At 69.0% G+C, this 11830-nt stretch carries 10 protein-coding genes; 5 read left to right on the top strand and 5 right to left on the bottom strand.

Annotated features, from left to right (window positions below; translation table 11 throughout):
- From parA to A6A04_RS20860, 3 genes are all read right to left on the bottom strand, one after another.
- On the bottom strand, nt 1-645 hold the full coding sequence (gene parA / locus A6A04_RS20870) for a ParA family partition ATPase (RefSeq protein ID WP_068495950.1): 645 nt from the start codon (nt 643-645) through the stop codon (nt 1-3).
- 80 nt (nt 646-725) lie between these two features.
- Nucleotides 726-1091: a hypothetical protein gene (locus tag A6A04_RS20865; RefSeq protein ID WP_068495949.1), complete on the bottom strand. Its 366-nt coding sequence runs from the start codon at nt 1089-1091 to the stop codon at nt 726-728.
- Nucleotides 1088-2515, bottom strand: a complete 1428-nt coding sequence (locus A6A04_RS20860) for a malonyl-CoA decarboxylase (protein WP_068495948.1) — start codon at nt 2513-2515, stop codon at nt 1088-1090. The genes A6A04_RS20865 and A6A04_RS20860 overlap by 4 nt, the downstream gene beginning before the upstream one ends.
- A 107-nt stretch (nt 2516-2622) precedes the next feature.
- Here A6A04_RS20860 and A6A04_RS20855 point away from each other — a divergent pair, with 107 nt between their 5' ends.
- Nucleotides 2623-3081 (top strand): hypothetical protein, encoded by a 459-nt coding sequence (locus A6A04_RS20855; RefSeq protein ID WP_068495947.1) that lies wholly within the window; start codon nt 2623-2625, stop codon nt 3079-3081.
- On the opposite strand, the gene A6A04_RS20850 is transcribed toward A6A04_RS20855, so the two are convergent.
- Nucleotides 3020-4465 (bottom strand): bifunctional ADP-dependent NAD(P)H-hydrate dehydratase/NAD(P)H-hydrate epimerase, encoded by a 1446-nt coding sequence (locus tag A6A04_RS20850; protein ID WP_068495946.1) that lies wholly within the window; start codon nt 4463-4465, stop codon nt 3020-3022. The two genes, A6A04_RS20855 and A6A04_RS20850, sit on opposite strands and share 62 nt — an antisense overlap.
- Before the next feature lie 45 nt (nt 4466-4510).
- Here A6A04_RS20850 and A6A04_RS20845 point away from each other — a divergent pair, with 45 nt between their 5' ends.
- Nucleotides 4511-5764, top strand: a complete 1254-nt coding sequence (locus A6A04_RS20845) for a D-amino acid dehydrogenase (RefSeq protein ID WP_068495945.1) — start codon at nt 4511-4513, stop codon at nt 5762-5764.
- Between the two features lie 3 nt (nt 5765-5767).
- On the top strand, nt 5768-6706 hold the full coding sequence (locus A6A04_RS20840) for a nucleoside recognition domain-containing protein (protein WP_068495944.1): 939 nt from the start codon (nt 5768-5770) through the stop codon (nt 6704-6706).
- Here A6A04_RS20840 and A6A04_RS20835 read toward each other — a convergent pair whose 3' ends face one another.
- Nucleotides 6707-8854, bottom strand: a complete 2148-nt coding sequence (locus tag A6A04_RS20835) for a ComEC/Rec2 family competence protein (RefSeq protein ID WP_245651331.1) — start codon at nt 8852-8854, stop codon at nt 6707-6709.
- Between the two features lie 153 nt (nt 8855-9007).
- On the opposite strand from A6A04_RS20835, the gene gltX reads away from it, so the two are divergent.
- Together gltX and gltA are read left to right on the top strand one after the other, a co-directional pair.
- Nucleotides 9008-10441: a glutamate--tRNA ligase gene (gene gltX, locus A6A04_RS20830; protein WP_068495942.1), complete on the top strand. Its 1434-nt coding sequence runs from the start codon at nt 9008-9010 to the stop codon at nt 10439-10441.
- Nucleotides 10442-10486: 45 nt separating this feature from the next.
- Nucleotides 10487-11800 carry a citrate synthase gene (gltA, locus tag A6A04_RS20825; RefSeq protein ID WP_068495941.1) on the top strand — a complete coding sequence of 438 codons (1314 nt, stop codon included), beginning with the start codon at nt 10487-10489 and terminating at the stop codon, nt 11798-11800.
- Nucleotides 11801-11830 lie beyond the last annotated feature (30 nt).

The raw sequence follows: 11830 nt of genomic DNA, 5'->3' as shown, positions 1-11830 counted from the left end.
TCACCCCAATCCCAGCCGGGCGGCGATCTCGTCGGCCAGCGCCTTGATTTCCTTGGTGGCGGTATGGCGCGGATTGCTTTCCACCACCCCCATCCCCTCCATCATGGAGGCGGCGAAGGCGACGCGGTTGCCCAGCACGGTCTCGGCCACCGGCACCTCGGCCTCGGCGATCTTGCGGCGCACCGCGTCCACCAGCTTGCCCCGGGCGGGGGTGCGGTTGAACACCATCAGCGCCGGGGACTTCTCCTTGCGGGCCATGTCCAGGGTGGGGCCGGTGGCCCACAGATCCATGGGCGAGGGCTGCATGGGCACCAGGATCAGATCGGCCTGGCGCACGGCGATGCGCACCTCGGTCTCGGCATGGGGCGGGCTGTCGATCAGCACCAGGTCGACGCTGCGCTTCAGGCGTTCCAGCTCGGTGGACAGGCGCCAGCCCGAGGCCTGGACGAAGGTGATGCCGCCGCCATCCTCGTCCACCAGGGCCTTGCGGATGTCGTACCACGCCGCCAGGGAGCCCTGGGGGTCGATGTCCAGCAGTCCGACCCGCTTGCCAGAACGGGCATAGGTGACGGCCAGTTGCGCCGCCATGGTGGTCTTTCCGGCGCCGCCCTTTTGCTGGGCGATGGTCACGGCCTTGGCCGACATAGGATCCCCCTGATCGAAACTCAACCCTGGAAGGCTAGCCTCTTCCGCTCAATTTGCAAGGGCTCCGCCACCGCTTTCGCTCATTCTTTGAAAACAGCGTAAAGAGCGGCCAGCGACAGCGCCGCCGTGGCGCCGCGCCAGAAACGGCCATGTCCCGGCGCTGTAAACACCAGCCCGCTCAACCGCCACAGGCAGAACAGGGCGGGTCCGGCCAGCACCCGGGCGGTCGTCTCCGTCCCCATGGCCGTCAGGGCCGCCTGGGCCAGCAGGATACCCGCCAGCAGCGGCGCCGTGACATCGGCGGCGATCAGGCCACGCCGACGCAGCCGGACATAGCCCAGCAACGCCAGCACCGAGGCCGCCGCCTGCGCCACCGCCAGCGGGGCCAAGGCCGACGCGGCCAGCGTTCCGGTCAGGACCAGCCAGATGGGCAGCAGGCCGCTCACCCTTTCAACAGGGCCTTGACCCGGCTGGACAGGGCGACCTTGCCCAGGCCGCTATAGGCCTCGTGATTGGCGTCGATATCGTCCAGGTCGTAGAGGTAGTTGACCATCACCCCGGCCGACTGGCGCAATCCGTTGGCCGACAGATCGGCCATCCAGTTGATCCGCTCGACCCGGGCGCCGTTGGACAGGTGGAAATGGGCCACCGGGTCCAGGGCCTGGAGCCCGCCGGGGCGCTTCTCGGCGGTGAGATAGCGCGCCGCCAGCCGGGTCAGCGGCGCTTCCAGCGCCTGGGCGAGGTCCGGTTCCACCACCCAGTCGGACTCGGCCAGCAGCGCCTTCAGGCTGCCCTTGGCCCCCAGCCCGCCGCTGGCACGGGTCAGCGCCCGGTGCTCGGTGGCGGACAGCAGGCCGGGCTCGCCCTTGACCAGACGCTCGTCCAGCCATTTGCGGAAGCCGGGAAGGGGCGACAGGGTGGCGAAGGTCCTGATGCGCTTGAATTCATGGGACAGGTCGTCCACCACCCGCTTGATCAGGAAATTGCCGAAGCTGATTCCGTTCAGCCCCTTCTGGGCGTTGTTGATGGAATAGAAGATGGCCGCCTGGGCCTGTTCGGGATTGCCCACCGGCGCGGTGGGATCCAGCAGGTCCTGGACATTGCCCGCCATTTCCTCCACCAGCGCCACCTCGACGAAGATCAGCGGCTCGTCGGGCATGCGGGGATGGAAGAAGGCATACAGCCTGCGGTCGGAATCCAGGCGGTTCTTCAGGTCAGTCCAGCCCTGGATGGCATGCACCGCCTCATAGGCCATGATCTTTTCCAGCACGGCGGCGGGCGAGCGCCAGGTGATGCGCTCCAGCACCAGAAAACCCACGTCGAACCACGACGCCAGCAGGCCCTTGAGGTCGGCTTCCAGCGGCGCCAGCACCGGATCGGCGGCGGCGAGCCTCATCAGCTCCGCCCGCATGTCCACCAGGAACTTCACCCCTTCCGGCAGGGCGTTGAACTGGGTCAGCAGCCGCAGGCGGGGCGGCTCCAGCGCGGCGCGCAGCGCCGCTTCCGCCTTGGGACGTTCATCGGCGGAGGCGGAGGCCAGGGCCTGGACCGCCCGGTCCACCGAATCGCGGTCGGGGCCGAATTCCTCGGCCAGCACGGCGAGGAAGCGGGCGCGCCCGGTGGCCGACAGCGACAGATAGGCCCGCCCCAGCGCCGCCGCCCGGCCACGGGCGGACACCTCGCCCCCCTTGGCCGCCAGACAGGCCCGCAACTGGCGGCGCAAGCCATCCAGATCGGTTTCCGCCAGATCGGGGGCCAGGGCGGGAATCGGATCGTCGTCGTCACCCGCGATTTCCCGCCACATCCCCTTCAATCGCGCCAGCAGGCCCGATGAAGGGGCAGGCTTGGGAATGTCTCGAATCTCGCTCATGGTCGGCTCCACGTCATTACTTGATGATCGGAAGCAATCGGCCCTTCGGCAAGCCCAAAACTGGGGTAACATGGCGCATTCCGCCCATGCATCAGGGGATGCCTGCCATGACTATTCGTCACGCTTCGCTGGGGACTGTTCGTCACGCTTCGCTGGGGATCGCCCTGGCCCTCGCCCTGGGGGCCTGCGCCGCCGAACCTCCCGCCGCCGCCGCTCCGCCGCCCCCCGCCGCGAAAGTCGAGGCTCCCAAGCCCGAGCCCGCGCGCAATCCCAATACCGCCCTGACCGAATCCATGCGCGCCGCCCTGATCCGGGCGCACGAAGCCCTGGTGGCGGGCAAGATCGACGCCGCCGCCTTCGAACGCATCATCATCTCCCATCACCGCACCGTGGCGGCCCTGGGCGCGGTCCATTCCCTGGCCACCGGCAATTTTCCGCCGCCCCCCACCGGTGGCCCGACCCCGTCGTCGCGCCCGCCGACCCGGGCGGAAGCCATCGAGCGGCTTATCGAGAACCTCTATCAGCCGGAAACCGGGGCAGCGCCTCGGCCAAATCCTCGGCGATAAGGCCCGGCCCGACCGCGCCGCCCGCTTGGCCATGCAGCCAGGCGGCGGCGGAAGCGGCATCGAAGGCGTCCATGTCCTGGGCCAGCAGTCCCAGGATGAACCCGGCCAGCACGTCGCCAGATCCGGCGGTGGCGAGATGGGGCGAGGCGTCGGTGGTGATGGTGGCTCGGCCGGAAGGGTGGGCCACCACCGTATCCGGCCCCTTCAGCAGCACCACCGCGCCGGAGCGGCGGGCGGCTTCCCGCGCCCGCTCCAGCCGACTGCCGGGGACCGGCCCGAACAGGCGGTTGAACTCGCCATCATGGGGGGTGAGCACCACCCGGTCGGACAGATGGGGGAACAGCCGTTGCTCGGCTCCGGCGAAACTGGTCAGGGCATCGGCGTCCAGCACGCAGGCCCGCCCGGTGGCCAGGGCGGCCAGCACCCGCAGAGCGAGGCCCTCGCCCACGCCGCCGCCCGGCCCCAGCAGCAAGGCGTTGCGCCTGGGATCGGCCAGGGCGGCCTCGAAATTCTCGACCACGATCAGGCCGGGATCGCCCGAGCGATAGACCGCCACCGCCTCGGGCGGTGCCGCCACCGTGACCAGCCCGGCGCCGATCCTGCGCGCCGCCCGGGCCGCCAGCCGGGCCGCGCCGGTCATGGTTCCGCCGCCCAGGATCAGGCCGTGGCCGCGGGCGTATTTGTGACCATCCGCGGCCGGGCGCGGCAGGGTCCAGCCGCCGGGGCCGTTCTCGAAGGCGGTGGGGCCTATCTCGGCCAGGACCGAGGCGGGAATGCCGATATCGGCCACCACCACCTCGCCCATCCTGGCGCGGCCAGGCATCAGGCAATGGCCAGGCTTCTTCCTGAAGAAGGTGACTGTGGCGAGGCAGTCCGGAGCAATCCCGAGGATTTCGCCGCTGTCGCCATGCACGCCGGAAGGAACATCCACCGCCACCACCGGCAGGCGGCGACGGGCCATCTCCTCCATCACCGCGCGGACGACGCCGTCCAGCGGCCGGGCCAGACCGGCGCCGAACAGGGCGTCCACCACCGCGTCGCAGCGGTCCAGCGAGGCCAGGGACAAGGGCTCGACCCCGCCCTTCCAGCGTGCCGCCATCAGGGCGGCATCGCCCTTCAGGGCCGCGACCTCGCCCAGCAGCGACAGCTTGACCGCCCAACCCTGCCGTTCCAGCAGCCGTGCCGCCACGAAGCCGTCGCCGCCATTGTTGCCGGGGCCGCATAGCACCGCGACCCGGCCCTTGGGCAGGTGCCGACGCACGGCGCGCGCCACCCCCCAACCGGCCGCTTCCATCAGGCTTTCGCCGGGAATGCCGCCCGCCATGGCCAGCCCATCGGCACGGTACATCTGTTCGACGGTAAGGAGTTCGTTGACCCTGTCCATGCCCTACTCTACATCTTTCCCACCCCAAGACGGGAGAGGGTAGCGGTGAAGGTCGTCGTCATCGGCGCCGGAGTGGTGGGAACCGCCTCGGCCTGGTATCTCGCCAAGCACGGCCACGAGGTGACCGTGATCGACCGGCGCGAGGGCGCCGGGCTGGAAACCAGCTTCGCCAATGGCGGCCAGGTCTCGCCCTGCCATGCCGAACCCTGGGCCAATCCCATGGTGCTGCCCAAGGTGATGAAGTGGCTGGGTCGGGAGGACGCGCCGCTGCTGTTCCGCTGGGGCCGCTGGGACCCGGCGCTGTGGGCCTGGGGCCTGCGCTTCCTCGCCAACTGCAGCAAGGCCCGCGCCTTGCGCAATACCGAGCGCACGCTCCGGGTCGCCATCTATTCCCGCGCCTGTCTCCAGGAATTGCGGGCCGAGACCGGCATTCAGTACGACCAGAAGACCATGGGCATCCTGCATGTCTATCGCGACGCGCGGGAATTCGATCATGCCTGCCATGCCGCCGAAGTCATGCGCCGCCACGGGCTGGAACGCCTGCCCAAGACGGTGGCCGACTGCGTCGCCATCGAACCCGCCCTGGCCGCCGTGGCGCCGGAACTGGCGGGCGGCATCTTCACCCCCGGCGACGAAAGCGGCGACGCCCACAAATTCACCCGTGAACTGGCCGCCCTGGCCGCCGCCCGGGGCGTCGAGTTCCGCTGGAATGTGCCGGTGCTGGGGCTGGTCAAGGACGGCAACCGGGTGGGCGGCCTCGCCACCGCGACCGGCACCGTCACCGCCGACGCCTATGTGCTGGCCGCCGGATGCGACAGCCCGCTGCTGGCCCGGCCGCTGGGGTTGCGCCTGCCCATCATCCCGGCCAAGGGCTATTCCATCACCGTGCCGGTGGACAACCATGCCGGGGCGCCCAGCGTCTCCATCACCGACGACGAGCACAAGATGGTCTATTCCCGCCTGGGCGAGCGACTGCGCGCCGCCGGAACCGCCGAAATGGCCGGTTACGACCGTAGCCTCAACGCCAAGCGGCTGAGCATGATCACCAGCCATGCCCGGCGCCTGTTCCCCGATGGCGGCGACTTCGACCGGGCCGAGCCCTGGGCGGGATTGCGCCCCGTCACCCCCGACAGCGTGCCGCTGCTGGGCCGCACCCCTTACGCCAACCTGTTCCTCAACACCGGCCATGGCACTTTGGGCTGGACCATGTCCTGCGGTTCGGGCCGGGCATTGGCCGACCTGGTCAGCGGCCGCGAGCCGGGGATTTCCCTGGACGGGCTGGGCCTGGAGAGATTTTAGAGCATGGATTTCCTTGGACAGATCATCCTGCCCGCCGGGCGTTCGGCCATCGAACTGTCGCTGTTCGTGCTGCTGCCGGTGATGGTGGTCATGCTGGCCATCATGCGGCTGCTGGAGGCCTGGGGCGTGCTGGATTGGCTGGTGGCCCGCCTGGCTCCGGCGCTGCGCCCCTTCGGCCTGACCGGCCTTGGCGTCTTCGCCGCGCTGCAGGTGGCGCTGGTCAATTTCGCCGCCCCCGTCGCCACCTTGACGGTGATGGAGCAGCGCGGCGTGTCCGACCGCCACATCGCCGCCGCCTTCGCCATGGTGCTGGCCATGGCCCAGGCCAATGTGGTGTTCCCGCTGGCGGTCATGGGCCTGCATGCCGGGACCGTCACGGCGGTGTCGCTGGCGGGCGGCCTGACCGCCGCCGCCGCCGCTTATTACCTGTTCGGGCGCAAGCTGTCGGCGGAAGAGCATGTCAGCGACGAGACCCTGCACCATGCCAGCGCCGAGACCCCAAAAGGCGTGCTGGACGTCATCAACCGCGCCGGAGCCGAGGCCTTCCGCATCGCCATCGGCGCCATTCCGCTGCTGGTGCTGTCCCTGGTGGCGGTCACCGGACTGCGCCAGGCCGGAGCGGTGACGATCCTGACCGAAGCCCTGCGGCCCGCCCTCGACGCGCTGGGCATCGACCCCATCCTGGTGCTGCCGACCTTCACCAAATTCCTGGCGGGCGGCACCGCCATGCTGGGCATCGTCGACCAGCCGCTGCGCCAGGGAACCCTGTCCCCCGCCCTGCTCAACACCGCCGCCGGGTTCCTCATCCACCCCCTGGACATGCCCGCCCTGGCGATCCTGATGTCGGCGGGGCGGCGGGTGGCGGCGGTGTGGAAGCAGGCCGTGCTGGGCTCGCTGGTGGGCATCGCCCTGCGTGGGACAATTCACCTGCTGTTGGGGTAGTCACTCCTCCTCGACACCCCTATCGGGCTCCACCGGTTCGGGCCGGGGCTCGGCTGGCCGGGGCTCGGGCGGCTTCTTCTTGCGCGGATGGGGATGCCAGGACCAGGGCCGGTCGCCCTGGCTGGTCGCCACAGTCTCCACCCGCACGCCCCCGGGCTCGAACCACAGGGCATGGGGACCACGCCGCCACAGGTCGAAGCGATCCACCACCAGCTTGGTTCCCCGGCAGCCGCCCCGGAGAGGCACCGCGCTGATCACCACATCGGCCCCGGCGCAAGCCGCCTCGGGCGCGGTCTCGTCCCTGACCAGCGCCACCACGCGGCCGTCCACCCGCCAGATGCAGCCCAACTCGTCGCAACGCAGCCGCCCATCCCTCGACGAACTTTTCTTGGGCCAGCGTTCCGGAGCGGGCGGTCCGGCGCGGCGGCCCCAGGTGTCCTTGAGGATGCGGCCGCCCTTGCCGTTGAGCAGCATTCGTCCGTCAGCGGTGCGCACCGCCATGGCCTCGCCGCGCCCGTCCACCAGCAGGTCCGGCGGCCGGACCAGCAGCATCGAGGCCAGCCCCAGCGCCATGGGCGCCGCCCCCCACCAGCGCCACGAGCCCCGCCACAGGCACAGCCAGCAGCCGCCCAGGGTAAAGACCACCAGTCCGGACAGCGGCAGGATCGGCACCGTCACCGCCGAACTGGGCCAGGACGCCACCCAGACCGCCACCTGATTGACACCTTCCACTCCCCAGCCCATGGGGATCAGGGCCACCTCCTCCAGCCCCAGGGGCAGCAGCAGGAACATCAGCAGCGCCCAGGGCATCACCCAGAAGCCGGTCAGCGGCACCGCGATCATATTGGCGACCACCGAGAACACGGCGAAGCGGTTGAAGTGATAGACGCCATAGACCGCCGTCGCCGCCCCGGCGATCAGGGTGCTGGTGACCACCCCCGCCAGATAGAGCCCCGCCCCGGCGAGCGGGCCGGGATGGTCGGCCTTCCACGCCGCCTGGCGCGGCCCCAGGCTTTCATAGGCGGCGATCAGGGCGGCCACGGCGGCGAAGGACATCTGGAAGCTGGGCCCGATCAGTTCGTCGGGCGCCCATAGCAGGATGGCCACCGCCGCCCAGGCCACCAGCCGCATGGACAGCGCCACCCGGTCCAGCAGCACCGCTACCAGGATCAGGCCGGTCATGAAGAACGAGCGCAGCGCCGGGACCGGCGCCCCGGCCAGCAGTGTGTAGCCCCAGGCGAAGGCGATGGCGAGGCAGGCCGACCATTTCTTGATGGGATATCGCAGCGCCACGCTGGGAAACAGGGCCAGCAGGGTGCGCAGCCCGACGAAGACCAGACCGGCGGCCATGGTGATGTGCAGGCCCGAGATGGACAGGATATGGGCGAGGCCGGAATCGCGATAGGCCTGCATCATCGGCGCCGAGATCGGCATCTGGTCGCCGGTGGTCAGCGCCGCCGCCACGGCGCCGCGATCGCCGGGCAGCACCGCCAGGATGCGCTGCGCGATGTGCTGGCGAAGCGCGTTGACCCGGGCGCGCCAGCCGCCTCCCGTGGCGGGCTCGACCACCTCGGGCGGGGCGAGGGCGGTGCCCACCGCCCCCAACTGACGGAACCAGGCGAAGCGGGCGAAATCGAAGGAATCGGGCATGGCGGGCTGGGGCGGCGGCATCAGCAGGGCGCGGACCCGGATGCGGTCGCCCACCGCCACCGCCGCGCCGCCGGGACGGACCCGGATGCGGGCCTTGGCGGGAACCAGCACTTCCGGCGCGTCATGGGCCACCGAGTCCAGGGTGACGCGGCTGCCGCCGTCGGGCAGCATCTCCACCTCCAGCACTCGACCCTGCAGCATCAGCGCGCCGGTGGGGCGCTCCACCACCGGCGCCGCCATCACGGCCGAGCGGAGCTGCGCCGCCGAGAACCCCACCGCCATGGCCAGAGCCGCCGAGACCAGGAGGAAGAGGGCCAGCCGTCCGCGCCCCAGCACCAGCGCAACCGCCAGGACGACCAAGACCATCGGTCCGGCCCACAGCGGCGGCTCGTGGGGGGCCAGGAAATAGAGTCCGATGCCAAGGCCAAGGAAAACCGGCAGCCACAGCGGCCAGCGGTCGCGCTCGGCCAGCAGTCGCTCCGCCAGGGTGGACAGCAAACCGCCCTCCCCCATTCCAGCGGCCAGGAGAATTCCTATCCTATCGGGCGGGTTTTTCGCCATCCACCCCCAACACCGGGCTGTCACGGCGGCAAAGATATGCTACACAGGGCGGCTTTGTCTTTCTCGGCGAAGGAAGCCGGACCAATCGTCATGACCATCGTCACCCGCTTTGCCCCGTCCCCCACCGGTTTCCTGCATATTGGCGGGGGGCGCACCGCCCTGTTCAACTGGCTTTTTGCCCGCCACCACGGCGGCAAGTTCCTGCTGCGCATCGAGGACACCGACCGCGCCCGCTCGACCGAGGCGGCGGTGGAGGCCATTTTCGACGGCATCAAGTGGCTGGGCCTGGACTGGGACGGCGAGGCGGTGATGCAGTTCGCCCGTGCCGACCGCCATGCCGAGGTGGCGCGCCAATTGCTGGCCGAGGGCAAGGCCTATCGCTGCTACTGTTCCCAGGACGAACTGACCGCCATCCGCGAGGAGCAGCGGGCCAAGGGCCTGCCCATGCGCTACCCCGGCATCTGGCGCGATCGCCCTGACTCGGACGCCCCGGCGGGGGTCCCCTTCGTGGTGCGCCTGAAGGCGCCGACCGAGGGCGAAACGGTGATCGCCGATCTGGTCCAGGGCGATGTCCGGGTCGCCAACGACCAGTTGGACGACATGGTGCTGCTGCGCGCCGACGGCACGCCCACCTATATGCTGTCGGTGGTGGTGGACGACCACGACATGGGCATCACCCATGTGATCCGGGGCGACGACCACCTGACCAACGCCTTCCGCCAGTACCAGTTGTACAAGGCCTGCGGCTGGGAGGTTCCCACCTTCGCCCATATCCCGCTGATCCATGGCCCCGATGGCGCCAAGCTGTCCAAGCGCCATGGCGCGCTGGGCGTCGACGCCTATCGCGACATGGGCTTCCTGCCCGAGGCCATGCGCAACTACCTGCTGCGCCTGGGCTGGAGCCATGGCGATGACGAGATCATTTCCACCGAACAGGCTGTCGAGTGGTTCGGGCTGGACTCGGTGGGCCGCTCGCCGTCCCGCTTCGATTTCGTCAAGCTGACCAATCTCAATGGCCACTACATGCGCTCGGCCGACGACTCGCGGCTGGCGGACCTGCTGTGCCCGCTGCTGGAAAGCCGCCTGGGCCGCCCCCTGGCCGATGGGGAAGCCGATCGCGTCCGGCGCGGCATGACCGGACTGAAGGAGCGGGCCAAGACCCTGGTGGAACTGGCCGATTCCGCGATGTTCTATGTCTCGTCGCGGCCGCTGGCCCTGGACGAGAAGGCGGCCAAGACCATGGCCGACCCGGCCGCCCGGGCCGACCTGACCGATTACGCCGCCCGCATCGGTGGCGTCGCCTCCTGGAGCCGCGAGGCCCTAGAGGACATCGCCCGCTCCCTTGCCGAGGAGCGCGGGCAAAAGCTTGGCAAGATCGCCCAACCGCTGCGGGCGGCGCTTGCCGGATCGTCGGTTTCGCCCCCCATCTTCGAAGTGATGGAGGTGTTGGGGCGGGACGAAACCATGGGCCGAATCGGTGACGCCACCACCGGAGGCATTCCTTCCACATCGTCGGCCGCTTAAGGCGACCGGCTCGGATTGCACATTGGTAGAACACGGGGAAGAAAAATGACCGAGACCAACACGCCGAGAGAATCCGTCACCCTGATCAACAACAGCACCGGGAAAACCACCGAATTCCCCCTGCTGTCCGGTTCGGTCGGGCCGAAGGTGGCGGATATCCGCTCGCTCTATGCCAGCCAGGACATCTTCACCTACGACCCCGGCTACATGTCCACCGGTTCGTGCAAATCCGCCATCACCTATATCGACGGTGACGCGGGCGTGCTGCTGCATCGCGGTTATGCCATCGCCGATCTGGCCGAGAACTGCTCGTTCCTGGAAGTGGCCTACGCCATCCTGAAGGGCGAACTGCCCAACCAGGCCCAGAAGGAAAAGTTCGAGTTCGACATCACCCGTCACTCGATGCTGAACGAGCAGATCAACTTCTTCTTCCGCGGTTTCCGTCGCGACTCGCACCCCATGGCCGTGCTGTGCGGCGTGGTGGGCGCCATGGCCGCCTTCTATCACGACTCCATCGACATCAATGATCCGCATCACCGCATGGTGGCCAGCTATCGCCTGGTGGCCAAGATGCCGACCATCGTCGCCTGGGCCTACAAGTACTCGCTGGGCCAGCCCTTCATGTATCCGCAGAACAAGCTCTCCTATGCCGAGAACTTCCTGCACATGATGTTCGCCACGCCTTGCGAGGAATACAAGGTCAGCCCGGTCCTGGCCCGCGCCATGGACCGCATCCTGATCCTGCACGCCGATCACGAGCAGAACGCCTCGACCTCCACCGTGCGTCTGGCCGGTTCGTCGGGTGCCAATCCCTTCGCCTGTATCGCCGCCGGCATCGCCTCGCTGTGGGGTCCCGCCCATGGCGGCGCCAACGAGGCCGTGCTGCAGATGCTGCACGAGATCGGCTCGGTGGATCGCATCCCCGAATACATCAAGAAGGCCAAGGACAAGGACGATCCGTTCCGTCTGATGGGCTTCGGCCACCGGGTCTACAAGAATTACGACCCGCGCGCCAAGATCATGGCCCAGACCTGCCACGAAGTGCTGAACGAGCTGGGCGTCCACGACGAGCCGCTGCTGAAGCTGGCCATGGAACTGGAGCGCATCGCGCTGGAGGACGAGTACTTCGTCAGCCGCAAGCTGTTCCCCAACGTGGACTTCTATTCGGGCATCATCTTCCGCGCCATGGGCATTCCGACCCAGGTCTTCACCTGCCTGTTCGCCCTGGCCCGCACCGTGGGCTGGATCGCCCAGTGGAACGAGATGCTGACCGACCCCGATCAGAAGATCGGCCGTCCGCGTCAGCTCTATATCGGCTCGCCCTACCGCGAGTTCGTCCCGCTGAACAAGCGTGCCTAAGGTCGGAAACGGAAATCGCATCCGGGGGGA

Source organism: Paramagnetospirillum marisnigri (assembly GCF_001650715.1).
In the GTDB taxonomy this organism is placed as follows: domain Bacteria; phylum Pseudomonadota; class Alphaproteobacteria; order Rhodospirillales; family Magnetospirillaceae; genus Phaeospirillum; species Phaeospirillum marisnigri.
This window is presented reverse-complemented; position numbering and strand designations above follow the sequence as displayed.